Origin of the sequence: Mesonia oceanica, assembly GCF_902499555.1 — a bacterium.
Taxonomy (GTDB): domain Bacteria; phylum Bacteroidota; class Bacteroidia; order Flavobacteriales; family Flavobacteriaceae; genus Mesonia; species Mesonia oceanica.
Window position 1 is genome coordinate 129,150 of the sequence record NZ_CABVMM010000006.1, and the last position, 25,112, is coordinate 154,261.

The following is a 25,112-nucleotide window of genomic DNA, read 5'->3' on the forward strand; positions in this document are numbered from 1 at the left end:
TTACCTGGAACTTGTATCTTCTTTTTTCATCTTTTCAAACTTCGTATTTACCTCATCTGCAGAAACAACTTCCCATCCCCCACCTAAAGCTTTATAAATAGCAATGAGGGAAGTTGCTGAAGAAATTTCACTCTCCGCCAAAGAATTTTCAGACTGAAGTAAAGTATTGTCTGCACTTAGATAATCAATAAAACTGTCTAAACCTGCATTGTAACGCTGCCTGGCAAATTGTGCTGCGCTCGCACTTGCCTCAGAAGAAACTTTTAATATTTCCCTTCGCTGCAATTCATTTGAATAATTGGCCAGTGCAGTTTTAATTTCTTCCAGACCTTCTAATACTGCTTTTTCGTATTGATTGATTGCTGCTAAAGTTAAGGCATCATTTTGTTTGATTTGCTGCTTTACCCTTCTTAGGTTGAATGCTGCCCAACTTATTGTAGGCATAACGCTCCACGTAAAAGATTCCCTGCTTCCAAAATTGGCAAAATCAACCGCCGAAAACCCTATAGAACCTCCAAACTGAATTTTAGGATAAAGCTCTGCAACAGAAAGATTATACTGGGAAATCTGTATTTGCAACCTAGCTTCTGCCCTCCTAACATCCGGTCTGCGACGTAACAATTCATTAAGATCTCCCAGCGCTACCGAGTTTGGAAGACTAGGTAAGGGTTGCTGGTTGACTACTTCTGTCTCTAGGTTGCCAGGTTTCTCACCTATCAAAACACTTAAACTGTTTTTTAAAGCTTCTAGGCGTGCTTTTAAAGGCGGAATGGTAGCTCTCGTATTTTCTAATTGTGCGCTCGCCCGTAAAACATCCAGACTGTTGCTAGTACCGGCTTCAGATAATTGAACTGTGAGATCATAAGTGTCTTGTTGTCCTTTTACATTGCGATTGGCTATGTCCAAAAGATACTGTGTACCTCGTAATTCCATATAATTATTAGCTACTTCAGCAAAAATACTCACATAAATACCGTACATATCTGCGAGAGCTAACTGACTGTTAGCATATGCTCCTTTAATTCGGTTAGAAACCCGTCCAAACAAATCTGCTTCCCAAAAAGCATCAAAACTGCTATTATAACTACTGTAGGTAGGGTTACTTCCCGCCACAAACACATTTTCTCCCAGGCGTATTCTTGTATAATCGCCATTAGCAGTTACGGTAGGTAAACGATCAAATTTTGTTTCTTTTAAAAAAGCGCGCGAAGCATAGAAATTTGCCACGGCCGAATTAATATCTAAATTGTTTTTTCTCGCTCTTGATATTAAGGTATCTAAAACAGGATCATTAAATTTTGACCACCAATGCTCTATTATTTTTGAAGTTGTAAATATTGAATCAGCAAGTTCTTTGCGTAAAAAATCATTCTGCAATTCTGTTTTGGACTGAATATTAAAATCCCGTTTTGTCATCCCACAAGACAACAGTAAAAACGAAAATAAGGTTATTAAAATCAGATTTTTCATAATTTATATTTGAATTATTGTTGAGCTTTTTAATTTTTCTGTTTTTTTGATCTGGTTGTCCATTTCCGTCCTAGGTAATAAAATACAGGAGTAAGAAAAATTCCAAATAGCGTAACACCCAACATTCCGCTAAATACAGCAATACCTAAAGAGACACGCAATTCTGCACCTGCGCCGGTAGCGATTGCAAGCGGCACAACACCTAATATAAAAGCCATTGCTGTCATTAAAATAGGACGCAAACGCAATTTTGATGCTTCTATGACAGCTGTTTTTAAATCCTTCCCCTGGTCTTCTAGTTGCTTGGCAAACTCTACAATTAGAATAGCATTCTTACTCGCAAGCCCTACCAATACAATTAAACCTATCTGCACCATTATATTATTATCTAATCCTGCCAGATCAATACCTATAATTGCCGATAACAAAACCATGGGTACAATAAAAATAACCGCCAAGGGAAGTATAAGACTTTCAAATTGAGCAGCTAATAGTAGAAATACAAAAACGACGGCAAGTAAAAACGCTATGCCCGCAGTACTTCCTGTTTGCTTTTCCTGATAGGCCAGTTCTGTCCACTCATAAGAAATTCCCTGTGGTAAAATTTCATCGGCAAGTTGTTCCATACGGTCTAGTGCTTCTCCAGAGCTGTATCCCGGCGAAATATTACCATTTAATGCTGCCGCAGGATACAAATTATACCTGGGTATGCGAGAAGCTCCGGAAATATTTTGCTGGCGCGTAAACGTTCCCACAGGAACCATTTGAGCTTTATTATTACGAACTTTGATCCGTGAGATGTCGTCCGGGGTTAATCGGTTAGGTGCATCGGCTTGGGCTGTAACCTGATAAGTTCTTCCCAAATAATTAAATTCATTTACAAAAGCAGAACCCATATAAATTTCCAGCGATTGAAAAACATCACTCACATTTACTCCCAATTTTTCGGCCTTTACGCGGTCAATATCCAAATACAATTGCGGTGTTTGATCATTAAAAAATGTAAAAACGTTATTTAATATAGGATCTGCATTTGCCGCAGCGGCCAACGCATTCGTTGCTTTTACCAGCTCATCTGTTCCTAAATTTGACCTATCCTGAACCATCATTTTAAAACCGCCTGCATTTCCTATTCCCCGTACCGATGGCGGTGGAATCACAAAAACAATAGCATCATCAATTTGGGCTAATTTGGCATTTACGGTTCCTAACAAGTCTTCATAACCCAGCTCTTTATCTTTACGGATATGAAAATCTTCAAGTGTTAAGAATACTGCTGCTGCATTGGAAGAATTTGTATTTGAAGCGGCATCAAATCCCGTAAAAGCCACAGCACTTTCAACGCCGTCAATAGCTAACCCTATATCCAGAACTTCTTTTATAACTTTATCTGTTCGGGACAACGAGGATCCTGGTGGTAATTGTACCAGTGTAATAAAATATTGCTGATCCATAGCAGGTATAAATCCTTTTGGAACTCTTCCAAATTCAAATCCGGTAATTACTATCAATCCACCATAAACCACCAAAACGAGTATAGACGTTCTCAACAGTTTCTGAACGCTCTTACCATAATTAGCTGAAAGTTTTTCAATAAAATTATTAAAACCATTCCCTACGTATGAAAAAGGCCTGAGCACTAATAGTGTCTTTTTATTGGGATCTTTTACTTCATGACGCATTAACAGCGCGGCCATCGCTGGACTTAAGGTTAAGGAGACAAATACAGAAATTGCTGTTGCTACGGCAATCGTCATTCCAAATTGTTTGTAAAACTGCCCCGAAATGCCTTCTAAAAAAGCCGTGGGAATAAAAACTGCAATCAATACCAATCCTATTGCTACTAATGCTCCTCCTACTTCATCCATTGTTTTTACGGCTGCTTCTTTGGGCGAAAGTCCTTTGGCCAAATAACGCTCCATATTTTCCACTACCACAATGGCATCATCTACCACAATACCAATGGCGAGCACTAGACCAAAAAGTGTAAGGTTATTGAGGGAAAACCCTATGGCATCCATAACCGCAAATGTTCCTATAAGAGATACGGGAATGGCTAAAATGGGAATAATAGCTGCTCTCCAGGATTGTAAAAACAATAAAATAACCAGTACCACCAGTAGAATGGCTTCAAAGATGGTGTGATACACTTCATCAACAGATTTCTGTATAAACTCGGTGGGGTTATAAGCAATTTTATATTCAAGATCCTCCGGAAAACTTTTTGAAAGTTCTTGCATTCTTGACTTAATTTCAGCGGCAGTTTCTAACGCATTTCCTCCAGGTTGCTGAAAAACAGGCATAGCAATAGCAGGATCTTTTCCTAAATATCCTTTAGTAGCATAATTTTGAGCTCCCAATTCTACACGGCCAACATCTTTAACCTGTACAATTCTACCACCTTCCTCAGCCTTTACAATCACATTCTCAAATTGCTCAATGCTTACCAGTTTACCTTGAGTTTGTATGTTAATTTCAAAAGCTGACTGGCTTCTGGAAGGTAACGTATTTAGTGTTCCACTTGCGATTTGTACATTCTGAGCTCGAAGCGCTGCAACCACTTCTCCTGCGGTCATATCTAAACTTGCTATTTTAGAGGGATCCAGCCAAATACGCATGGCATATTCTGCAGCTCCAAAAATCTGTATGTCTCCAATTCCCTTAATACGTGCCAGTTCATCCTTTAACTGTAGCGTGGCGTAATTCCCCATATAGGTCTGGTCATAGGTTTTATTAGGAGAATACATATTTACCACCATCAATATGTCTGGGGATATTTTTTTAGTCGTAATTCCCAGTCTCCGCGAAGCTTCCGGTAAGCGTGGTTGTGCAATAGCCACACGGTTTTGCACCTGCACCTGCGCCTTGTCAAGATCTGTTCCCAGTTCAAAAGCAATTTGAACGATTACCCTTCCATCTGCAGATGATTGTGAGGTCATATAGAGCATTCCCTCTACCCCATTAATCTCTTTTTCAAGGGGTGCAGCCACCGTTTCCGAAAGTGTTTTAGCATTTGCACCAGGGTAAAGTGCTACTACTTCTACCGTAGGTGGTGCTACATCCGGAAACTGAGATATGGGTAAGGATACGTAAGCAAGTCCTCCTACAATAAGAATGAGCACACTCAGTACTGCAGCAAATATGGGTCTCTTTATAAAAATGTGACTAAATTTCATAGTATTATTTACAATTAGGATATAACATTCCCTTACCGCTTCTCAATACTCAAAAAAATGAAACTGAGAGCAATTAAAAGGTTTGCTTAAATTTTGTGATTACTGAATAAAGAAGTAATCCGGTCTATTTTACGCTTACTTCTGTTTGCGTATTTTGCAGAAGCGAAATTTCTACTGGAGAAACCGGCATTCCTGGTCTTATTTTCTGAATATTATTAACAATAAGTTTGTCGTCTTTAGTAATACCGTCACGCACGACACGTAAGCCATTAGAATGAAGCGGACCTAAACTTATATTTTTTGTGGTTACAACATTGTCAGTTCCCAACACATACACAAATCGCAACGATTGATTGGTACCTATAATATTATCCGGGATCATGAGTGAATTATGTGCTGCACTGCCCATGAGTCTGGCTTCACCAAACATACCTGGCTCCAGCAGATGATCTTTATTTTCAAGCACTGCCCTACTTTCTATAGTTCCTGTGCTATTGTCTATTTCATTATCTACAAAATCCATTTTAGCTTCATGAACAAAATCATTTTCATCTTGTAATTTTATAAATACAGGAATTCCTTCCGACCGTAACTCACCACGCTCTCCATTCCTGGCCAAACGCACATACCGTAAATAATCTGACTCACTGCCTGTAAAATAAAAGTGTATAGGACTTGTTGCTACAATTGTGGTAAGTAATGTTGATGTTGATGAACCACCATCAATCAGGTTCCCTTCATTTACTTTATCACGACTTACCAATCCGGAAATAGGCGCTGTAACTCTAGTAAATTCTAGGTTTAATTTGGCATTATCTACACGGGCTTGAGCAGACTGAACACTGGATTTTGCAAAGGCCAGTGCCTGCTTTCTACGGTCGTATTCTTCTGTAGACATCGCACCAGATTCTCTTAAAGTTTCTACGCGATCATAATTATCCTGTGCCGTTTTAAGAGAGGCCATCGCTTGGCCATAATCTGCATTGGCCTGATCTAAAGCAATCTGAAACGGTCTGTCATCAATAGTGAAAAGAACATCTCCTTTTTCAACCATTTGTCCGTCTTGAAAATTCACACTTTCTAAAAACCCTCCTACGCGTGCACGCACTTCTACCCGGTTACTGGCTTCAAAACGGCCGGTGTATTCATCCCATTCGGTTATTTTTTCATAAACAGGATAAGCTACTTCCACCGGCATTGACTGTGCTGCTACTGGTTGTTCTTGGTCATCTTTGTTGCTGCTGCTGAATGCCAACACTAACATTATAGCTAATAACACACCGGCAACGCTAAGTATTCTTAAGGCTATTTTTCTGGTATTTAAATCAATTGTTTTCATCTTCTGTTACTATTTGACTGGTTATTTTTGAAAGGACAAAGGTATTTTGATTGGCAAGGCTACTGGTAACCAATATGACTACATAAATGACCAAAATCTAATATTTTGATATATGTCATTGTATATTTTTGATTGGCATCTAAGTTATACCATGCTTAATAATAGGCTGACAAAGCATCTAAAAGACCATTTAAAGTTGTTTTGCGAACGTTATTATACAGACCGGTGACTACTTGATCATCCAGCAATTCAAGAAAGCGGAGATCTCTTTCCCGAAAGTAATTGACAAATTCTTCAACCGATCTCGACCTGCGAGCGGCTCTTTTAAAATATTTTAAAAGTTCAACTTCACTAATCTCAAAGCCATTAAAACAATAGTACTTGTTGATTGATTTCGCGTATTTAAGGGCCTTCCGATAATTGAAGTTTCTATTAGAAGCAATTTTTTCAACCCTATTCTTAAAAGCCTGATGCGTTGAATTTACGATTATATCATCCAGTTCTAGAATTACTTGATCTGATTTGACAAATTTTGCCTGCACAAAATCAACAAAGAATACCACGAAAAGAATCACCAAAATTTTCACAAGATATTGAAAGGTAGTTTTCATTCTTCCTTAATTTTAAATTACCCTGCAAAGGTATTTGCCCTCTAGGAAGAGATGACGATCAAAAAGAAGACTGAAATGACCAAAACTTAATCAAATTGACCATTCTTAGTAATTGTGTTTAAAAGTGAAGTTGGTTAACCTGAAAGAATTGAGCAAATTACCCACTAATAAAACTGAACTGCTTATCAATAGTTTAGCAATAAAAAGGAATAAGATTAAATAAAAAAAGGATACTATTTCTAGTATCCTTTAAGTGACCCCGGCAGGATTCAAACCTACACTTGCAAACTCACTAAAATTCAGTACTTTAACTTTTCTGCAAAGTCGGTTAACCGAATTGTTAACCGTAAAAAAAGTTTGAATTTATTAAGATTTCATCTTCTTGTTAAAGTTACTAAAATGTTTCCAGTTAGTGCTTTTTTTTATTCTTATTTTCAGTGGTTTTGAATTAAATTTTATTAAGATTTTTTTTAAAACTACTTAGTCTTTTCAAAAATATTCAGCCCACGCCGTTGCAGATGAGCATAGCTCACTTAGTGAGTGTATTTAAAACCTCACCTTGCGGGTGTGCAAGCACCCTCAAAAATTCTGTTAGCCTACGATCAATTCGATGCCGGCTTTTTGTGCTTTGTATTTTATTTTAGTAATCAAATCGTAATAACTCCAATTGCGCAATACGAATTCCTCTTCTTTGGCTAGTTTAATTTTGCTTTCCTGATTCATCAGCATTAATGTTCCTGCTTGGTGCTGCACACAAAAATCAATCAGCTGACGGCTATAAAGGTGTAACCGAGAACGTACATATCGGAGTTCTTTTTCTCTAAAACGATTCATCGCTTTTAATTTGCGCTTTCTCCCTTTGCCGGATTTGGTATAGGTAACCGCACTTTTTGCCCGCTGCGCTGCTGCCTGTATGGCTAGGCGTCGGTGTAAAAACTCTTCCTTATTCCCGATGTGGAGTTTACTGTTTCCTACTTTCACCACAATCGGATGCGCAAGCGATAACGATGCTTCTGCCACCTTTGCCGGTTTTAACGGATGGTTCTCTTTTTCCATTTCAAAAACAGCCAGCCAAAAATTTTTTCCATTTTTTAACTGCAAATGAGAAGAACAAAGCTTGAGCTTTCCGTGCAATACTCGATAAAGCAACTGACTTTTATCGGTATAATCACTCCCTAGGTAAGTGTAAAAGGGAATATGAAATAATTTAAAACTAAAGCGTTCATTGTAGGCATCATAGACAAAGTCTTTAAACACATCCATACTAAAGGGAAAAGGCATATCATTTCTAAAATTCGGTACGGAGCGTTGCCCTCGCCAATATTCATCTTTATAGTGATGGAAACTATTGGATAGATTTTGATTTAAACACGCCAGAATATCTGTGGGGACTTCTCCTTTAAAAGCATCGACCACCACTCGGTAGGTAGTGTTTTTTCGGGAACGATTTAAAATTCCGTTTTCTGTTTTTTTATGATCAGCTAGCTTAGCTCTTATTCCATCGGTTAGGTAAAAGAAGTCCGAGAGCATTTCCTGTACATAGAGATGCGATACAATCATATTGGCTGCCCGATAGCAACGGTTCTGGTATTGGTAGAGCTTTTTGATAGCCGCCTGACGTTCTTCGCCTTTAGGCAGGTCTACATTCACCTGAATCTTACGGGTAAGTTTGATGGTGTTCTTTTTCATAACGTAGCGGTTAAGGTGTGCTGAGGATGTTGTTGTGCATACTGATAAGCGATGCCAAACTGCTGATGTACTTCCTTGGCTGAAATGCCTAATTGCTCAGCAATCTCTGCAAAGGAGAGTTCTTCTTCACAACGCAGCTGAAATACCTGTACCTGAGTCTCGGTAAGTTTTTGCTCGACTTGTTTAGTCTCTTTATTCGCTATTTGATCTTCCAGTTCTATATCTTGCCGAAGGAAATTTTTAAGTTGAGTAATGGTGCGCTGGACTTCGTTGTAGACTTCAATCGTGCTACTGCCCATTACTTGGGCAATGGCTTTGTATTGAAAGCCGTGTGCTAAACATAATTCAATAAGATCCTGTTGCTTGCCCGGCAGTAAAGACAATACTTCTTTTACACTTTCAAAAGTTTGCTGGTCTTGCGCCTGCTGCTGAAGGTGCGCTTCGTCTAAAGCGGTATCCTCTTTTAGTAGGTAGTCATTGTAATTTTCATAATATTCCAATCGATTAACACTGCGTTGAAACTGATTCTTGGGTTTATTGAAATAGGAAATACACTCCCGTTTCATCACTAATTTTAGGAAGAATAATATATGCTTAGGGTTTTCAAGCTTCTCTCGGTTTTGCCATAATTTTAAAAAACACTCCTGTACGAGATTTTCAACCACAAAATCATCTTTTAACCATTGCCAGCCTACATAAAAGAGCAGACGAGCATAACGTTGGTACCAAAACTTGAGCGCCTCGGTATTACCGAGTTGTAACTGGGTATGGAAATAGGTTTGCATAGGCATTCGCATTTGAAGGAGCAAGCTCCTTGTTAGATTAATAGATCAAGGCGAACGAAAACTTCGATAGCTGAAGAAGAAAGGCTTTGATAACAAGAAATGTGCAGCCTATTTGATAATGAAAAGGCGCAGGTCTCATCTTATTGTATCGGCGGTACTGGTATACCAAGCACACAAATAAGCGAGAGCCTACGCCCGGGTCGTAGGCATCCTAACTTATCATCTCGCGTGCTAAAAATTACCAGTTTTCCGATACGAGATTCAAAGCGAATGCTTCTAATATTTTTACTTAAAGAAGTATCGCAAATGTAAACAATCGTATTTAAAATAAAATACTCATCAAATATAAAATAATTTACCGGTACTTCAAAGCGTACCGATAAATTATTTTATTAGTGTTTAATTGCAGTTATGAAGGATGAATCGGATAACATTATTAAGTTAAAGATTGCTATAGTTTTAAAATCACTTCTCGAACAAAATAAATCAGAGAATAAAACTACAAGAAGCTATAATGATATTGCTTTGAGTACAAATATGAGAAAAGCTACCGTTTCTAATTCATTTAACGCACATTCGTCACCCAACACCGTTACACTTATTAGAATAATTGAAGCAATGGGATATAATTTAATTGACTTTGCAAAAGCTTACAATTCAATATCGGATAGGGATTTAAAAGATTTTTAAGTTAATCAATAATTTAGTATATATAATTCTGAAATACATTTTATCTATCTAATTTATTCTCTTAAATAAAATGAGTTAGTTGGACACAATCAAATTGTTGGAATTATAAAATATTAAAGTTTTAACTTTTAGGTACGTACATATATTAAAAAAAGTGTATATGTCTAGGAGAATTATAAGCCCGAGAACTTTTAAATATAAACTCGTAATATATTTATTCTTCATAGAAATATTCACATAATACACTTTAGCCGGCTAACCAATTAAATTTACTTTTTTTTTTATTTTACTTATCCATATATTCCTGCCATTTGACTATTAGATATTTGGCTTTTTTAGATTTTTTTGATAAATCTAAAAATCCGTATTCATAAACAAATAAATAGACATCCTCCTGTTTGTTTTTCCAATAATGGGTGAAAAAGTTGGGATTGAAACCTTCTTCTTTTAAATCTTTTTTATTAATAGTACTATAGCCTTTACGGTTTATCGATTTTAAAATTTTTCTGTTAAGTTTCAATTGGCGATCTATCTGGTGATAAAATTTTTCTGATTGCAGTCTTTGGTCGTAATGGAAACTACTTTTACAGGTGGGGCTACAAAATTTTTTATCAGATCTTCCTTTTATACTCTCGCCACACACAGGACAATTCTTTATCATCTTATTTATTTTGTGTTTAATATACGTATAATAAACGTTTAATAGACTACTATATAGTATTAAATGAGGAAATTTACCATATGATCAAGAATTCGAATAAGATAATTATTATTTCTCATCTTCTCATAGAAGGACGTGCCTGTATAGGGATAAGGCATCAACACGATAAAAGGATTGAAAAATTATGCAGAAATATTCCATTTTATAAATGGTCTAGTGAATTTGGGATGGGATATGTCTTCAATTCCAAAGAGAATTTAAAACTAATTTTTAAAGTTTTTAAAGGCAAAGCCTGGGTAGATACTTCGAAGTTTTTCAAGAGCAGCCCTATCTCCTCTTCCTCCCGAAAGTTTAGTTATCAGGCTTACCTTAATTCTAACTCTAACTCTAAGGATCGCTGTCCGCCTTCATTTTTGCACAAACTTGAACTTAAAGGATATTCGCATAATACTGCCAAGTCTTATATTAGTTGTTTTGAAAAGTTTATGTCTTATTACTCCTCTAGTAATGTAGATCATTTGGATGAACAAGATATAAGACGTTACCTACAAAAACTAATACGAGCAGGAAAGTCATCTTCCTATCTTAACCAGAATATCAATGCTATTAAATTTTACTATGAAATCGTACTAGGAATGCCTCATCGATTTTATGAATTGGAAAGGCCTAGAAAACAGAAAAAGTTACCTAAAGTACTTAGTAAAAATGATATAAAATTGATGCTTGCTCACACCAATAATATTAAGCATCTATGTATAATTGAATTATTGTACAGCGGCGGCTTAAGAAGATCTGAGCTCTTAAACCTTGAATTAAATGATATTCAAAGTAAACGCTTTTTAATTAACATAAGAGATACGAAGGGGAATACTGAAAGATTCACACTTTTATCAGAAAAGACGCTTATTAATCTGAGATCATACTATCGCGAGTGGAAACCAAAAAAATTTCTTTTTGAAGGTAAGCCGGGCAATCAATATAGTGCTACAAGCGTGGCTGCCATTGTTAAACGTTCAGCATCACGTGCCGGAATTTCGCAAAAAGTAAGTCCGCATATGCTTAGGCATAGTTTTGCAACACATTTATTGGAAGACGGGGTAGATTTAAGATATATTCAACAACTTTTAGGACATAAGACCACAAAAACAACTGAAATTTATACCCATGTCGCTAATCATCAATTAAAAAAAATAAAAAATCCATTAGATTCACTATATTTGGATAATCGATAAATTGTAAATAAACGCAATAGCGTTTATGCACATGTTATGCACAAGTTAAAAGCAAAACGATTAAATAAAAAAAGTGAATTTGAAAATAAACAATAAAATAAAACCATATTTAGTGCCATTGGTTTATTTTATTCTCATATTTTCGATTGGAGCCATTCTGCAAATTTTTTCTAAAGTATATCTCGAAAAACCTTTCCCAAACCTAATTTTCAAATCTTTTACTTTATTATCATTTCTCACACTAATTTCACGTTATAAAAACGAAAAATGGAATATTTTTAAGATAAATAAAATTTCAAAACGACAATTATTAATTATACTATTCTTATTCTCTCTATTCGTCATAACTAACTATATTTCCATAACTTTTTCTAACCAAGAAGATTATGCTAATTATATAAGAGAAAATCTTAATTCGTTTATTTTGATAATAACTATCTCATCGATTGGAGAAGAAATTATTTACAGAGGCTTCATACAAACCTATATAAATCAGTTTTTTAAAGATAATAGAATAATAAGTCGTGGAAATATTTTTGCATCTATATTATTTTGGATTACCCATTTAGGGTTTTTTACTATAATGCAACCCTCATTCGCAATAATGTCATTAATTTTAGTAGCTATTTCATCAATTGTACTTGGATATTTAAAAGATAAAAATAAAGGAATTATACTTCCAATAATTGTTCATTTGATTTGTAATTATATTCATACATTTATGAAAATTACTTTAGGATAAAAAACCAGTGCATAACACCGTATATAACAAATAGCTGCGTTGTTTCTAAATCGAAAATTTTGGTATCTTTACAAAGTCGCCAAATCTTTTGATTTGGCATTTGAACAAAAAAGGTAAAAGCAAAATACAAAAAATTTGGCTTGTTTTTAGCCGAAAAATAATCGCTAACTTGCACGCTACTTGTCATATACAAATACGTTGTACACAATTAAAGACGAGCATTTCGCTGAATAGAAAAATTGAAAGAACTCTCAAAAGATATAGTCGAAGAAATGAAAATCCGATTTACCTCGGAGTACGATACTGCGAATAAAGTTTTGACAGAATATCTGACGAAATATGACTATTTGAATTCGGACAGAATTATTCGCTGTGTGATTTTTTTAGCTGACAATGGAATTGAAAGTTTTAAATCATTTTTAGAATCTGCAAAAGGTGACCCAAGAGACGTAATGTGGTGGGCGGAATATGAAAATCGAGAATCTATGGATAACAATAAAAGAGTTCGGGATTTCAATAAGTCTTTTAAAGAAAATGGAATTTAAATGAAAAAACTAATTGCGACAAGCGTTGAAACTAAAATTTGGTATTCCATAATAGAAACTCTAAAAAAAGATGGATGGGAAGTAGCTACCGAATACAATCAATTTGATAAAGGAATCGATTTTGACCTTTACGAATTAGCTCAAAAAGGAGAGAAAATTCTTTTTGCTTGGGACAATTGGTTTGAAGGAGAAATTAAGTGTTCTGAACAAAGAATGAGAGATTTAGAAAACACATTTGGAATAAAACTCAAGTTCGGAGAGCCAAAGCATTTATCTCTCAATTTGATTGACAAGATGAAATCATTATTAACTAAAAAATAACTGTGTACAACAATGGCTATAAGTAATTGCTTGTTCTCGCCTACTTCTGAAAATCCTCGCGGATTTTCAGCTTGGTGTGTACTTGCAAAGTTAAGTGCTAACCCACGCAACTACTCATAGCCGAGACCGTTGTACAACATTAAAAAATGAAAACGAAAAACATACTTTTATTCACATTAGCATTAATTTGCTCAACTTCTATTATTCGTGCTCAAAGTGCGGAAAAGAGTCAAAAAATCAAGAAAACTATTCAGGCATCATACAACGCAAAAAGGACTGCAGAAATGCCACGAGATTCTGTGTTTAAAGATGACCATCTCGAAAGATATGACGTGTATGATGATAATGAAAAGATAATTGAATATGGTCAATACGATGGCGAAGGCAATATTTATGAAGTTACCAAAATTCAAAAAGACGAAAGTGGAAATCCATTAAAAGGAACAATCTACGATTCAAAAGGAAACGTGAAAAAATATTATACGACAACAATTGACGATAATGGAAATGTTACAGAGTTTAAAAATTATAACACCGAAAATGAATTGGTTTATTTACAAAAAAACGAATATGATATAAACGGAAATGTAACATCAAGAATTGGAAGTAACCCTAAATCAGATAAAGTCTTTAAAACAGAATTAGAATATAATTCTAAAAATGAGATGATAAAAAAAATAAAATATAATTCCGATGGAACTGTAAAAGACACTCGAACTTACAAATATGATTCAAATGGAAATGAAATAGAATCTGAATTGTTTAAATCTAATGGTGATTACACAAAATTTATTTCTACATATGATGAGCGAAACAATATCTTAACACAATATTGGTACGATAAAGATGGAACACAAAAACATTGGAATAATTGGGAATACAATTATGACAAACAAGGAAATTGGATAACTAAAAAAAGGTATTCGAATGGAGAGTTAGGTTTTGTATGGGAAAGAAAAATCGAATATTATAAATAACGTTGTACAACAACGTGTATAGCTCATTGCGGCTGAATTCCTAATCGGAATTCATTGCAATTTGCTATCTTTCCGTTACGGCGGAAAATCAGCTATGATTTTCCGCAACGAGCAATACACAATCACGTTGGCAGTAATGTGGAAAAACGAGATAAATTGAAAAAAGTATAAATATGGACAGAAAAGAATTTTTAAGAAACACGGCAATTTTAGGTGGAGCGACAATCCTACCAATGAACAACGTTTTTTCACAAAATGTAACGGAAAACGGAATTGACAGATTAGTGGACAGTAATGGAAATTTCATTCAAAAATCACTTCCATACAATAAAACTTTTTTGGAGCCACATATGGATGAAGAAACCTTACATCTGCACTTTGAATTTCATCACGGTGGAGCAGTAAAAGGGGCAAACACAGATTTGATTAAAATTAAGGAACATCTAAAATCGGGCGATTTAGACCAAGTGGATTTGTGGACCCGAAAGTTAGCTTACCACTTTTCAAGCCACGTGCTTCATTCCATCTTTTGGACGAACTTAACGAATAAAAAAACTGAACCCAAAACTGAACTCTTAAAACAGATAGAAAAGGATTTCGGTTCATTTGACAAACTGAAAAGCTATATCGGGAAAATATCAAAAACTGTAGAAGGAAGCGGTTGGGGTATTTTGGGTTACCAACCTTATTCGGATAGCTTGACATTGTTACAATGCGAAAATCATCAAAAATTAACACAATGGGGAGTTGTTCCGATTTTGGTGATTGATGTTTGGGAACACGCCTATTATTTGAAATACAAAAATAAAAGAGCCGATTTTGTTGATACAGTTCTTGAAATTATCAATTGGGACAATGTAGCTGACCGATTTATGACAGCAAAACGACTGACAAAATAAACACTACTGCCAACAATGGCTATAAGTAATTGCTTGTTCTCGCCTACTTCTGAAAATCCTCACGGATTTTCAGTTTGGTGTGTACTTGCAAAGTTAAGTGCTAAACCACGCAACTACTCATAGCCGGAGCCGTTACCCACAAGCTGAAAACCAGCCGCACAAACAGCACATTTATTTTTTCCCACCGCAAAAAAGCCAACGCTCAAAAAAAATAAAAGAGCTTTTTTTTGCCAAAGCTTCAAATATTATATTTAAGTATTTGCTTAAATAAGAAATAATCGTAACTTTGTTTTATGGAAAATAATTCTTGCATAAGACAACAAGCCGATATTGAACAAATAAATCGTTGCAAAGACACAGTTTCGGACTTAAACGAATCGTTCGACTATTTGGCTAACGGACTTTCATTAGTCGGAAACAGCGTTCGACTGAAAATACTTTATCTACTCTTTGAGGAAAAAAGACTTTGTGTTTGTGATTTAAGCGATATTCTCGGAATGAACATTTCAGCAATCTCTCAACATTTGAGAAAAATGAAAGACCGAAATCTATTGGAAACCGATAGAGAAGCCCAAACGATTTTTTACTCACTTACGGCTGAATACGAAAAATTATTGAACCCATTTTTTGAGATACTTGACAAAAACAAAATTTTAGAAACAATATGAAAAGCGAAAACAAATTAATTGGTGCAGGTTTGTTAACTGCTATTACAGCTTCATTATGTTGTATTACGCCAGTTTTGGCTCTAATCGCAGGAACAAGCGGAATTGCTTCAACATTTTCTTGGATTGAACCTTTTAGACCTTATTTAATTGGTCTGACAATTTTAGTTCTTGGCTTTGCTTGGTATCAAAAACTTAAACCTCAAAAAGAAATCGACTGTGATTGTGAGACGGACGAAAAACCAAAATTTATTCAATCGAAAAAGTTTTTAGGAATTGTGACCGTATTTGCGATTGTAATGTTGTCTTTCCCATATTATTCAGGAATTTTTTACCCAAACACAGAAAAGCAAATCATTGTATTTGACAAATCGGACATTAAAACAACTGAATTTAAAATCAGCGGAATGACCTGTGCGAGTTGCGAAGAACACGTAAATCACGAAGTAAATAAACTCAACGGAATTGTAAACTCAAAACCGTCCTACGAAAATGGAAATGCAATCATTGAATTTGACAAAACTAAAACCAACGAAAAGGAAATCGAAAAAGCAATTAAATCAACAGGTTATAAAGTAACCGACAAAAAAGAAATCAATTAGTATGAAAGAATATGATGTATTTATAATTGGTTCGGGAATGGCAGGAATGACCATCGCCAATAAATGTGCCTCAAAAGGCCTGAAAGTCGGGATAACGGATGAATTACCTTACGGTGGCACTTGTGCATTGAGAGGTTGTGACCCAAAAAAAGTAATTATAGGCGCTACGGAAGTACGAGACTTTGCCAAAAGACTTAAAGGTATCGGCATTGACACCATACCTATAGTAAATTGGAAGGACATAATGGACTTTAAACAATCTTTTGTGGATGAAATGCCACCAAAAATTGAAAAAGGATATAAAAAGAACGGCATAGATACCTTTCATAGTTCAACAAAGTTTCTATCAGAAAACACATTAGAAGTTGGAAACGACAGAATAAAGGCAGACAAAATTGTAATCGCATCGGGTGCCAAGCCAAGAGTTTTAGAATTTGAAGGTGGTCATTATGCCAAATCCAGTACCGATTTCTTGAATTTAGAAAGATTGCCGAAATCATTATTATTTATTGGTGGTGGATATATTGCTTTTGAGTTTGCACATATAGCAGCTCGATGTGGAGCAGAAGTTACTATTGTACATCGTGGAGAAAACCCCTTGGAAAATTTTGAACAGGATATTGTAAAACATCTTGTTTCTGCCACAAAAGAGTTAGGGATAAAACTCATTCTTAATACAGATGTTACAGCAATTGAGAAAGTGGATAGCCAGTATCGAGTGAAGGGTAAATCCGCAGAGAAAACGGAATATTTTGAAGCAGAAGCTGTTTTTAATTCTGCAGGACGTCCGCCTGCAATATTTGATTTGGATTTGGACAAAGCCAAAATAGCATTTACTAAAAATGGTATTACGGTAGACAAATACCTTCAAAGTACTTCAAACCCATATATTTATTCAGCGGGCGATGCCGCAGATTCAGAAGGCTTGCCATTAACACCAGTTGCAGTTTTGGAAGGTCATACGGTTGCTTCAAATATAATAAAAGGCAATTCTAAAGAAATAAGTTATCCACCAATGCCAACGGTGGTTTTTACTTTACCTACTATGGCTTCCGTTGGATATACTGAAAGGAAAGCGAAAGAGATGAATTACAATATTAGTATTAATTGTACGGAGGTTGGCAATTGGTTCAATGCAAAACGCTTGAATGTAAAAGAATATGCGTTCAAAACGATAATTGACAAAGAAACCCAAACTATTTTGGGAGCTCATTTAATAGGACCACATACAGAGGAAACAATAAATCTCTTTGCAATGGCCATAAAAACAAAGATGAGGGTTAATGATATTAGAACAATGATTTTCTCATATCCAACATTGGCTTCGGACATACCACATATGCTTTAATAAAAAATTCAATGGAAACTATATTAAAATCAGAAATTACCTGTCCAGACTGCGGACATAAAAAAGTAGAAGATATGCCAACAAACGCTTGTCAATTCTTTTACGAGTGTGAGAATTGTAAAACGGTTCTAAAACCAATCGAAGGAGATTGTTGTGTTTATTGTTCATACGGAACTGTACCTTGTCCGCCAATTCAAGAAAATAACAGTTGTTGCTAAAAAGCCAACGCTAAAAGCCATACACATTTGCAATTCACGCCAGCCGACACATAAACCAAAAATTGCAAAAGAGTATGTCTTTGCCAACGCTGAAAACCAAGCTAAACGGAATAAAGCCAGTGGGTAACAACGTATATAAAAAATAGCGGTTTAGATGCTAAATCGAAATGAATTTTATAAATTTAAGGTCTGCGTCTAACCGAAAAGTTCGTGCGTAAAATCCGCTACTTTTCATATACAAGACCGTTATACACAAGCAAAACGAACACTTTTAGATTGTTCTTCGATAATTGAATAATGCGATATAATTAACAAGCATAACTAAAAGACCTAAACCTACAATAATTGCAGAGTGTATTAAATTAAGTTCTATAAACTTTTTATTTGCTCCTGATAAAATTGAATACCAAAGAATAGGGCAAAATACTCCAATCAATATAATATTACGTCCTGTTTTTATACCTAACTTGAATGACAGAATTCTGTCATTCAAGTTTTTATTGGTATGTGATCTAGTCTTTCCCTTAACTGCGTCAAAACATTTTCTTCCTATAAAAGAATAAGGACAAGCTTTGAAAAGGAAGTTAATAATATTTTTAAAAGATCTCATAAATTTCACTTTAAAAGAAAAAGTAAAAGATAAAACCTCCAACAATCGCCATTGTCATAACCGAAAGAATAAATGCCATTATTGCTTTTGGTTTTAACATTGAAGAGATGAGTGCTATTTCAGGTAAACTAGCACCCGTTCCGCCAATTATTAAAGCAATTGCCGCGCCCATACTCATACCTTTCACAATAAGTGCTTTTAATATAGGAATAGCCATCTCAATTCGCAGATATAGAGGAACACCAATTCCTGCCGCAATAGGGATAGCAAGTGGACTATCATTTCCTAGATATTTTTGAATCCAAGTATCTGGCACAAATGCTACTAAAGCAGCACTTATAACCGCCCCAATTAAAACATATGGAAGTATACGTTTGAACAATGCCCAACCAAACGAAAATGCCTCATTCAATTTCGGATTAGATTCACCACATACGCTATTTGATGAAGTACCGCAACTTGCAACTTGTTGAGATGAATTATTATTTGATGAAGTACCGCAACTTGCAACTTGTTGAGATGAATTATTATTTGATGAAGTACCGCAACTTGCAACTTGTTGAGATGAATTATTATTTGATGAAGTACCGCAACTTGCAACTTGTTGAGATGAATTATTATTTGATGAAGTTCCACAACTTACAACCTGTTGAGATGAATCTTCAACATTAGTGTCTTTGGAATCTAGGTTGATTCTTTTAACTTCATTCTTAATCGATGTTTTTCCAAAAAGAGTTCCGAATAAAACCGAACCGATAAAAACAATGAGAAAGTAAACCAATGCAACTTTCCACCCAAAAACACCAAAAATAAAACCTACCACAACAAAATTTGCCAATGGCGCTGAAAGTAAAAAAGAAAAAACCATAGCAAATGGTGCTCCCATCTCTACCATCCCCATTGATACTGGAACCATAGAGGCACTACAAAATGGTGTGGGAAGACCTAGCAATGCCCCCATTAAGCCACCAAACTTACCTGTTTTTGATAATCTCTTCTGAAGTTTCTCTAGTGGAACAAAGGCTCTTATTAAACCAGTAACAACCGATACCAATGCAATAATAATTACTAAACCTACACCTACATGTAAAAACTCATCTAATGCTAAACTTAATTTTTCGTTCATGATATTTATTCTTAAATTTGTAAAAAAACTATTCCTATTTATTTTTTAATCAACTAATTCTATTTATAATTATCACGTCTATCTGATAATCATCTACTTATTCATTTACACTTTAAATCCTTCTTTCAAGTTTTTTTGAAAAAATTAATTTAATCCATTTTCTTATTTTTTTGTCATGATATTTATTTTAAATATTAGTAATACACATGCGCTTATCTACATATGTTGTGGTAAAAAAAAACCTTTTGCTTATTTTCCCATCCCTATAAAAATGATTAGTTCGTTCATTCTTGAATTCATATGCTTAGTTAGTAACAATTTAATTTTGGTTTTTTATGTGTTCTATCCTTATTACTCGTACAACCTCTTAAAACAATTACCAAAATCCATTATATTTTTTTTCATTCATAATATTCATTCCAAATATTAGTAATACATATGCATTTATCCACATATGTTATGTTCGTAAAATTCAATTACATATTTTTCCCAATGGCTAAGAAATATGTTGATTATTCTCTTTAATTATCACGCTTAGCCAGTAGTGATTTACATTTATTTATTTCCTTTTTCATTTGTGCGGTAGGCATTGCTTTTATAGCTTCTTGAACCAAGTGCCTAAATTCACTGGTAATTGGAGTTAAATTATAATAAACCCATTTACCATCTCCCACATCCGAAATTAAATTCGCCTCCTTTAATATCCTTAAATGTCGAGATACATTATACTGGTACTCATCCAGTACCTCAACAATTTCTGAAACACAAACTTTTTCATCAATATTTGTAAGCAACCAAATGATTTTTAATCTTTTGGTATCCGATAAGGCTTTAAATACTTTAATGCATTCATCCATCTTTTCAATACAATAAACATATGCGTTAATGCGCATATAGAAAGCGATGCAAATATATAAAAACTTTTTAATTTATTAGTTTTTATCTAAAAAAAATGAAAAATCATAAAAGAGCAGAGAAAGTGCATAGACTAAAAGTTTTATAACAGAAGGTAACAAATGCCAGTGTATAACAAGCGGTAAATGTAATAGCTGTATGGGTTTCATGAAATATTGTTATATTCATTAAAATTAATTGGAAACAGGTAGGCTTTTGCGCTTTAATTAGTGCTACTACACTTACCGCAAACGTTGTAAAACATTTTGACCAAAAATGAGAATAGGATATAAAAAAAAGCATATGAATATCAATCTGATTTTCGGACTGATTTGGCTCGTTTGGTTTTTTATCGGAATTCTAACAAAAGATGAACCAAACTGGACTGACTATGGTTGGATTGTAATTTCTGCAATGTATTTGATTGGATACTTTTATCAGCGACAGAATAAATATCTCACCATCGAAAATGGAATTATAAAAATTAATAGCCCATTTGGAAAAAAACTAAATCTGACTGAAATAAAACGGATTAAAAAGTTTGCAGGAGACTATATCCTAAAAACTGACAAAAAAGAATTAACTATCAATACGCAAATAATTGACCCGAATTCACTCGCTGAATTAAATGCGGAATTGGAAAAACTGAATGTAGAATGGAGTTAAAAAAACGTTTTACAACAATGTATAACCGCAATTACGGCGGATTCGACTACGTCCGAATCCACTCAGAATTGCTAACGTCAGTGCCAAACCGAAAATTAACGCATATTAACCCGTAACTGACGGTTATACGAGACCGTTGGCAACAAGTTTAGAGCAACATTATGAAAATTGACAGAGCAATAGAAATTTTAGAAGCATTGGCTTCAGGATGTTCACCGCAAACAGGCGAATTGATTGAAAATGATAGTGTCTTAAATGAAAGAGATGTAATACGAGCATTGGAAAAAGCAATTTCCGAATTGGAAAGAATTAATCGCTCGACTGAAAACCAACCTCAAAAAACTGAATTAAATATAACTAAAGAGGAAATTGACAAAACGATTAAACTATTTCAAAGTGTTGAATATAATCCAACTTATAGTCGTTTAACTCATTTCTTCTTGAAATCTAAAGAGTTTGAATTTCCGATTTTGAACTCAAATGAATTGTACGGAAAATATTTTGGCTACTACACGAAACAAGATTTACATAAATTTTTTAAGCATTATTTAATTGAAAACGGTTATTCACTTCACGGAAAAGTAAAAAAAGAAAGAAAACCGCAACCTTGGAAAGATATTGACTTTTTCCAAAAAGATAAATTTAACAATCTGACAGAAAAAGCGATTGAACAATTAAAAAACAAAATAAACGAAATCGGAATTTTAAAAACAGAGGATTTATCGGAATATATTGTTAATGCAAGAGTAAGACACTTTAGAGCCTACGAAAGTTGGACAGATAAAGAAAAAGAATTACTCGAAAAAGCAATGGAATATACGAATGACCTTGAATTACTGTCAGAATGTTTCCAAAGAGGAATTGGCTCAATCGAATCTTGTGGAAAAAGATTAATCTATGAAAAAAAACCAGTTGCCAACAACGTATAAAATTAATTGCTACTACAAGCATACTTACGAAAATCCTCGCGGATTTTCTATTCGGTTTGTATTTGCTAAATTAGTTGCTTAAACAACGCAACTAATCTTATACAAACACGTTAGGCAAAATTTAAATGGAACACTTTAAACACATAAAAGTAACGACAACTTCTTCACTTCAAAATGTTGAAATTGAAGAATATATTGAACCGATTTCGGTCAGTATTGTCATCGGTATGAATTTTTTTAAAGATTTTTTATCGGGTTTTCGAGATATTTTTGGCGGAAAATCAAATACTTACACAAAGTCATTAGAAAAAATAAATCAACAAGCCATTTACGAATTAAAAAAACGTGCTCATTATTTAAAAGCAAACTACGTTATCGGACTGACCATTGAAAACGACGAAATTGCTGCTCAAGGAAAATCAATGTTAATGGTTACAGCAATGGGAACTGCTGTTCGAGTTGCCGGAAAAAATAAAGAAATAATAAATAACTCAACGTCAATAGATTTAGAAGCTTTTGAACAACTTGAACTGAAAACTAAACTTCTAAAAAGTGCAGAAAACGACAATCTAAATTTAAGCGAAAACAATTGGAAATTAATAATAGAAAATCAAATTTCAGAATTAAGCCCTTTTCTCTTAAACAAACTGACCGAAAACCCAAACTCAATCGAGTTTAAAGATAATTTAAACGCATTTTTTGAAAATATAGATAGAGAATTAGCAACTAAAGAAATATTTACATTTATAGAAAATAATGGAGAAAAAGATTTCAAACCAGTTTTGAGCATTATCAAAGAATTAAACTTGGTTGACTTTGACAAAAACCTTTCGTTACTATCGAGCGACAATGAAAATCTTAATAATATTGGAGCTTTAATATCTGGAGTTCATAAAAGGACTTATTTCAAATCGGACATAAAAACAATTAAAGAAACTATTGATAAATTGGAAAATAAGTTTCCTGTTAAAGTTGAGTTTTACCAAACTTTAGACAATTTGACAAGAAAAGACATTGAGGTTTGGAAATGCGAATGTGGAAAAGAAAACAGTTTAGAACGAGAAATTTGCAGAGGCTGTAATAAAGATATTCACGGACTTAAAAACTCTAACATTAATTTGAAAGAAATAAAAGAAAATTTAAAACACCGATTAGAAATTTTAGAAAAAAACTTTGCCTAACACCGTATAAAAAAAATTGCTATTTTTAGCTAAACCAAAGTTAGTTGCTCGTTTGCTAGCTTCTGATTTTCCTTCGGAAAATCCTCGCACACAAACACGCAACTTTCCTTATACATAAACGTTGTAGCACATTTGAGAAACCGACATATTTAGTGAGAGAAGAACTTAAAAATACAGATTGGCATACATACGGATTATCAATTTCTGACTACGACTATACGAAAAGATTAATCAATGAATTAATTGAGGATAGGAATAAGCAGATTGTAATCAAAGGAAAAGAATTAGAAGCGCAAAAAATTGACTCTGAAGCAATTTCGGACTTAAATTATTACGCTTATATCGACAATTTATTTATCTGGCATTTTGGAATTTGGCGCTTACAAGGAATATTTGAGGGGATTTTAAAACAGGAATATTTTCCTGAAAAGAATATGCTTGGATTAAAATCAAAAATAGATTATACCAGAAAAGTTTCAAATAAGATAAATCAAGAGGATTATAATGAATTACTTGAATGGGGAAAGTTACGAAATGCTCTTTCTCATTTTCCGCCTGAACAATATAGACCATCTTTAATACAAGAAAGTGATTTCAATGAATATTTAGAACTATTAAAGAGAGTTACGACTGAACTAATAAATGAATAAAAAACGTGCTACAACAATGTATAACCGCAATTACGGCGGATTCGACTACGTCCGAATCCACGCGTAATTGCTAAAGTCATTGATAAACCGAAAATTAACGCTCATCAACCCGTAACTGCGGTTATACTAAACGTTGGCATTCATTATGAAAAAACGAAAATCAAGAAAATAAATGGCATTATTTAAAATTGAAAAGTCTTTAGAATATATAAAGGAAAAACCTTTCCGACTTGAAAAAGAGATTCAAGAATTGACCGAAAGTAATCTAAAGACAATTCTCGGACTTGACTTTGTTAAATCTGAATTTTCTCTAAACAACTTCCGAATTGACACTCTTGCATTCGACAAAGAAGCAAACGCTTTTGTGATAATTGAGTACAAACGAGATAAAAATTTCAGCGTAATTGACCAAGGATATGCCTACTTGTCTTTAATGCTAAACAACAAAGCCGACTTCATTTTAGAATTCAATGAAAATCTTGACAAAACACTCAAACGGAATGACGTAGATTGGTCTCAATCAAGGGTTTTGTTCGTTTCACCAGCATTTACGAACTACCAACGTGAGGCAATTAACTTTAAAGATTTGCCAATCGAATTATGGGAAGTAAAAAGATTTGAAAATAATACAGTTTCGTTTGAGCAAATACAAAAGTCAGGAGCTCAAGAGAGTATAAAAACAATTTCTAAAACTGACCAAACAATTGACAATGTTGCAAAAGAAATAAAAGTTTACTCGGAGCAAGAACATTTAGAAAACGCAAGTGAGGAAATTAAGGAATTGTACGAGAAAATGAAAAACGCAATTCTGAATTTTGACAATATTGAGATTAAACCAAAAAAGAAATATATCGCTTTTGTTTCAGGTAGAAACGTAGTAGATATTCATCCACAAAGGAAAGCATTGAAAATGTGGATTAATATGACAATTGGAGAACTTGACGACCCGAAAGGAATTACAAGAGACGTTTCTTCAACAGGACACTGGGGAAATGGAGATTATGAATTACAAATAAATTCGGACGAGGATTTAGAATATATTTTAAGTCTAATTAAACAGTCGATTAAGAAAAATAAAAAATAACG

The 25,112-nt window shown here is 34.2% G+C and carries 26 protein-coding genes; 16 read left to right on the forward strand and 10 right to left on the reverse strand.

Features of this window, described 5'->3' with window-relative positions:
* The 6 genes from FVB9532_RS08700 to FVB9532_RS08725 all read right to left on the reverse strand — a co-directional run bounded on the left by FVB9532_RS08700 (position 1) and on the right by FVB9532_RS08725 (position 9,070).
* Positions 1–1,470 (reverse strand): TolC family protein, encoded by a 1,470-nt coding sequence (locus FVB9532_RS08700; RefSeq protein ID WP_150544827.1) that lies wholly within the window; start codon positions 1,468–1,470, stop codon positions 1–3.
* Positions 1,471–1,499: 29 nt separating this feature from the next.
* On the reverse strand, positions 1,500–4,646 hold the full coding sequence (locus tag FVB9532_RS08705) for an efflux RND transporter permease subunit (protein ID WP_150544828.1): 3,147 nt from the start codon (positions 4,644–4,646) through the stop codon (positions 1,500–1,502).
* 124 nt (positions 4,647–4,770) lie between these two features.
* On the reverse strand, positions 4,771–5,985 hold the full coding sequence (locus FVB9532_RS08710; protein WP_150544829.1) for an efflux RND transporter periplasmic adaptor subunit: 1,215 nt from the start codon (positions 5,983–5,985) through the stop codon (positions 4,771–4,773).
* A gap of 155 nt (positions 5,986–6,140) precedes the next feature.
* A complete protein-coding gene (locus FVB9532_RS08715; RefSeq protein WP_150544830.1) occupies positions 6,141–6,596 on the reverse strand; it encodes a hypothetical protein in 456 nt (151 codons plus the stop codon).
* A gap of 591 nt (positions 6,597–7,187) precedes the next feature.
* Positions 7,188–8,285 (reverse strand): hypothetical protein, encoded by a 1,098-nt coding sequence (locus FVB9532_RS08720; protein ID WP_150544831.1) that lies wholly within the window; start codon positions 8,283–8,285, stop codon positions 7,188–7,190.
* Positions 8,282–9,070 carry a sigma-70 family RNA polymerase sigma factor gene (locus FVB9532_RS08725; RefSeq protein ID WP_194716516.1) on the reverse strand — a complete coding sequence of 263 codons (789 nt, stop codon included), beginning with the start codon at positions 9,068–9,070 and terminating at the stop codon, positions 8,282–8,284. Before FVB9532_RS08725 ends, FVB9532_RS08720 begins: the two co-directional genes overlap by 4 nt.
* 411 nt (positions 9,071–9,481) lie before the next feature.
* On the opposite strand from FVB9532_RS08725, the gene FVB9532_RS08730 reads away from it, so the two are divergent.
* Positions 9,482–9,760 carry a hypothetical protein gene (locus FVB9532_RS08730; protein ID WP_150544833.1) on the forward strand — a complete coding sequence of 93 codons (279 nt, stop codon included), beginning with the start codon at positions 9,482–9,484 and terminating at the stop codon, positions 9,758–9,760.
* A gap of 286 nt (positions 9,761–10,046) precedes the next feature.
* On the opposite strand, the gene FVB9532_RS08735 is transcribed toward FVB9532_RS08730, so the two are convergent.
* Entirely contained in the window at positions 10,047–10,421 is a 375-nt protein-coding gene (locus FVB9532_RS08735) for a DUF2116 family Zn-ribbon domain-containing protein (protein ID WP_150544834.1), read from the reverse strand.
* A gap of 80 nt (positions 10,422–10,501) precedes the next feature.
* Between FVB9532_RS08735 and xerA the strand changes: the two genes are divergently transcribed.
* The 10 genes from xerA (at position 10,502) to FVB9532_RS19725 (ending at position 17,970) form a co-directional block, all read left to right on the forward strand.
* Positions 10,502–11,653, forward strand: coding sequence for a site-specific tyrosine recombinase/integron integrase (gene xerA / locus FVB9532_RS08740; RefSeq protein ID WP_150544835.1), 1,152 nt, complete (start codon positions 10,502–10,504; stop codon positions 11,651–11,653).
* A gap of 79 nt (positions 11,654–11,732) precedes the next feature.
* Entirely contained in the window at positions 11,733–12,395 is a 663-nt protein-coding gene (locus tag FVB9532_RS08745; RefSeq protein WP_194716517.1) for a CPBP family intramembrane glutamic endopeptidase, read from the forward strand.
* A gap of 239 nt (positions 12,396–12,634) precedes the next feature.
* The gene (locus tag FVB9532_RS08750) at positions 12,635–12,940 is read left to right on the forward strand and encodes a hypothetical protein (protein WP_150544837.1); all 306 of its coding nucleotides are present in this window, start codon (positions 12,635–12,637) and stop codon (positions 12,938–12,940) included.
* A complete protein-coding gene (locus FVB9532_RS19465; RefSeq protein WP_194716518.1) occupies positions 12,941–13,261 on the forward strand; it encodes a hypothetical protein in 321 nt (106 codons plus the stop codon).
* Between the two features lie 146 nt (positions 13,262–13,407).
* Positions 13,408–14,238, forward strand: coding sequence for a hypothetical protein (locus FVB9532_RS08765; protein ID WP_150544839.1), 831 nt, complete (start codon positions 13,408–13,410; stop codon positions 14,236–14,238).
* Between the two features lie 173 nt (positions 14,239–14,411).
* Positions 14,412–15,137 (forward strand): superoxide dismutase, encoded by a 726-nt coding sequence (locus FVB9532_RS08770; protein WP_009780324.1) that lies wholly within the window; start codon positions 14,412–14,414, stop codon positions 15,135–15,137.
* A 293-nt stretch (positions 15,138–15,430) separates the two neighbouring features.
* Positions 15,431–15,805 carry an ArsR/SmtB family transcription factor gene (locus FVB9532_RS08775; RefSeq protein WP_009781465.1) on the forward strand — a complete coding sequence of 125 codons (375 nt, stop codon included), beginning with the start codon at positions 15,431–15,433 and terminating at the stop codon, positions 15,803–15,805.
* A complete protein-coding gene (merTP, locus tag FVB9532_RS08780) occupies positions 15,802–16,404 on the forward strand; it encodes a mercuric transport protein MerTP (RefSeq protein WP_150544840.1) in 603 nt (200 codons plus the stop codon). The genes FVB9532_RS08775 and merTP overlap by 4 nt, the downstream gene beginning before the upstream one ends.
* A gap of 1 nt (position 16,405) precedes the next feature.
* On the forward strand, positions 16,406–17,752 hold the full coding sequence (locus tag FVB9532_RS08785) for a dihydrolipoyl dehydrogenase family protein (RefSeq protein ID WP_150544841.1): 1,347 nt from the start codon (positions 16,406–16,408) through the stop codon (positions 17,750–17,752).
* A gap of 11 nt (positions 17,753–17,763) precedes the next feature.
* Positions 17,764–17,970 carry a GDCCVxC domain-containing (seleno)protein gene (locus FVB9532_RS19725; protein ID WP_150544842.1) on the forward strand — a complete coding sequence of 69 codons (207 nt, stop codon included), beginning with the start codon at positions 17,764–17,766 and terminating at the stop codon, positions 17,968–17,970.
* Positions 17,971–18,241: 271 nt separating this feature from the next.
* On the opposite strand, the gene FVB9532_RS08795 is transcribed toward FVB9532_RS19725, so the two are convergent.
* The 3 genes from FVB9532_RS08795 to FVB9532_RS08805 all read right to left on the reverse strand — a co-directional run bounded on the left by FVB9532_RS08795 (position 18,242) and on the right by FVB9532_RS08805 (position 20,563).
* A complete protein-coding gene (locus tag FVB9532_RS08795; RefSeq protein ID WP_150544843.1) occupies positions 18,242–18,580 on the reverse strand; it encodes a hypothetical protein in 339 nt (112 codons plus the stop codon).
* A 10-nt stretch (positions 18,581–18,590) separates the two neighbouring features.
* The gene (locus FVB9532_RS08800; RefSeq protein WP_150544844.1) at positions 18,591–19,706 is read right to left on the reverse strand and encodes a permease; all 1,116 of its coding nucleotides are present in this window, start codon (positions 19,704–19,706) and stop codon (positions 18,591–18,593) included.
* Positions 19,707–20,227: 521 nt separating this feature from the next.
* Positions 20,228–20,563: an ArsR/SmtB family transcription factor gene (locus tag FVB9532_RS08805; RefSeq protein ID WP_150544845.1), complete on the reverse strand. Its 336-nt coding sequence runs from the start codon at positions 20,561–20,563 to the stop codon at positions 20,228–20,230.
* 313 nt (positions 20,564–20,876) lie between these two features.
* On the opposite strand from FVB9532_RS08805, the gene FVB9532_RS08810 reads away from it, so the two are divergent.
* From FVB9532_RS08810 to FVB9532_RS08830, 5 genes are all read left to right on the forward strand, one after another.
* Positions 20,877–21,266 carry a hypothetical protein gene (locus FVB9532_RS08810; RefSeq protein WP_150544846.1) on the forward strand — a complete coding sequence of 130 codons (390 nt, stop codon included), beginning with the start codon at positions 20,877–20,879 and terminating at the stop codon, positions 21,264–21,266.
* A 161-nt stretch (positions 21,267–21,427) separates the two neighbouring features.
* Positions 21,428–22,195, forward strand: coding sequence for a hypothetical protein (locus FVB9532_RS08815; protein WP_150544847.1), 768 nt, complete (start codon positions 21,428–21,430; stop codon positions 22,193–22,195).
* A 125-nt stretch (positions 22,196–22,320) separates the two neighbouring features.
* On the forward strand, positions 22,321–23,376 hold the full coding sequence (locus tag FVB9532_RS08820; RefSeq protein ID WP_094998220.1) for a YbjQ family protein: 1,056 nt from the start codon (positions 22,321–22,323) through the stop codon (positions 23,374–23,376).
* A 152-nt stretch (positions 23,377–23,528) separates the two neighbouring features.
* On the forward strand, positions 23,529–24,026 hold the full coding sequence (locus tag FVB9532_RS08825; RefSeq protein ID WP_150544848.1) for a hypothetical protein: 498 nt from the start codon (positions 23,529–23,531) through the stop codon (positions 24,024–24,026).
* Between the two features lie 172 nt (positions 24,027–24,198).
* On the forward strand, positions 24,199–25,110 hold the full coding sequence (locus FVB9532_RS08830) for a DUF5655 domain-containing protein (protein WP_150544849.1): 912 nt from the start codon (positions 24,199–24,201) through the stop codon (positions 25,108–25,110).
* Positions 25,111–25,112 lie beyond the last annotated feature (2 nt).

Excerpts from the sequence above, each read along its gene's own strand:
- FVB9532_RS08700 (WP_150544827.1), bottom strand. The coding sequence starts at position 1,470 with ATGAAAAATCTGATTTTAATAACCTTATTTTCGTTTTTACTGTTGTCT.
- FVB9532_RS08805 (WP_150544845.1), bottom strand. The coding sequence starts at position 20,563 with ATGGATGAATGCATTAAAGTATTTAAAGCCTTATCGGATACCAAAAGA.
- FVB9532_RS08705 (WP_150544828.1), bottom strand. The coding sequence starts at position 4,646 with ATGAAATTTAGTCACATTTTTATAAAGAGACCCATATTTGCTGCAGTA.
- FVB9532_RS08815 (WP_150544847.1), top strand. The coding sequence starts at position 21,428 with ATGAAAATTGACAGAGCAATAGAAATTTTAGAAGCATTGGCTTCAGGA.
- FVB9532_RS08710 (WP_150544829.1), bottom strand. The coding sequence starts at position 5,985 with ATGAAAACAATTGATTTAAATACCAGAAAAATAGCCTTAAGAATACTT.
- FVB9532_RS08775 (WP_009781465.1), top strand. The coding sequence starts at position 15,431 with ATGGAAAATAATTCTTGCATAAGACAACAAGCCGATATTGAACAAATA.
- FVB9532_RS08735 (WP_150544834.1), bottom strand. The coding sequence starts at position 10,421 with ATGATAAAGAATTGTCCTGTGTGTGGCGAGAGTATAAAAGGAAGATCT.
- FVB9532_RS19725 (WP_150544842.1), top strand. The coding sequence starts at position 17,764 with ATGGAAACTATATTAAAATCAGAAATTACCTGTCCAGACTGCGGACAT.
- FVB9532_RS08820 (WP_094998220.1), top strand. The coding sequence starts at position 22,321 with ATGGAACACTTTAAACACATAAAAGTAACGACAACTTCTTCACTTCAA.
- FVB9532_RS08770 (WP_009780324.1), top strand. The coding sequence starts at position 14,412 with ATGGACAGAAAAGAATTTTTAAGAAACACGGCAATTTTAGGTGGAGCG.
- FVB9532_RS08785 (WP_150544841.1), top strand. The coding sequence starts at position 16,406 with ATGAAAGAATATGATGTATTTATAATTGGTTCGGGAATGGCAGGAATG.
- FVB9532_RS08715 (WP_150544830.1), bottom strand. The coding sequence starts at position 6,596 with ATGAAAACTACCTTTCAATATCTTGTGAAAATTTTGGTGATTCTTTTC.
- FVB9532_RS19465 (WP_194716518.1), top strand. The coding sequence starts at position 12,941 with ATGAAAAAACTAATTGCGACAAGCGTTGAAACTAAAATTTGGTATTCC.
- FVB9532_RS08795 (WP_150544843.1), bottom strand. The coding sequence starts at position 18,580 with ATGAGATCTTTTAAAAATATTATTAACTTCCTTTTCAAAGCTTGTCCT.
- FVB9532_RS08725 (WP_194716516.1), bottom strand. The coding sequence starts at position 9,070 with ATGCAAACCTATTTCCATACCCAGTTACAACTCGGTAATACCGAGGCG.
- xerA (WP_150544835.1), top strand. The coding sequence starts at position 10,502 with ATGATCAAGAATTCGAATAAGATAATTATTATTTCTCATCTTCTCATA.
- FVB9532_RS08830 (WP_150544849.1), top strand. The coding sequence starts at position 24,199 with ATGGCATTATTTAAAATTGAAAAGTCTTTAGAATATATAAAGGAAAAA.
- FVB9532_RS08765 (WP_150544839.1), top strand. The coding sequence starts at position 13,408 with ATGAAAACGAAAAACATACTTTTATTCACATTAGCATTAATTTGCTCA.
- FVB9532_RS08730 (WP_150544833.1), top strand. The coding sequence starts at position 9,482 with ATGAAGGATGAATCGGATAACATTATTAAGTTAAAGATTGCTATAGTT.
- FVB9532_RS08720 (WP_150544831.1), bottom strand. The coding sequence starts at position 8,285 with ATGAAAAAGAACACCATCAAACTTACCCGTAAGATTCAGGTGAATGTA.
- FVB9532_RS08800 (WP_150544844.1), bottom strand. The coding sequence starts at position 19,706 with ATGAACGAAAAATTAAGTTTAGCATTAGATGAGTTTTTACATGTAGGT.
- merTP (WP_150544840.1), top strand. The coding sequence starts at position 15,802 with ATGAAAAGCGAAAACAAATTAATTGGTGCAGGTTTGTTAACTGCTATT.
- FVB9532_RS08810 (WP_150544846.1), top strand. The coding sequence starts at position 20,877 with ATGAGAATAGGATATAAAAAAAAGCATATGAATATCAATCTGATTTTC.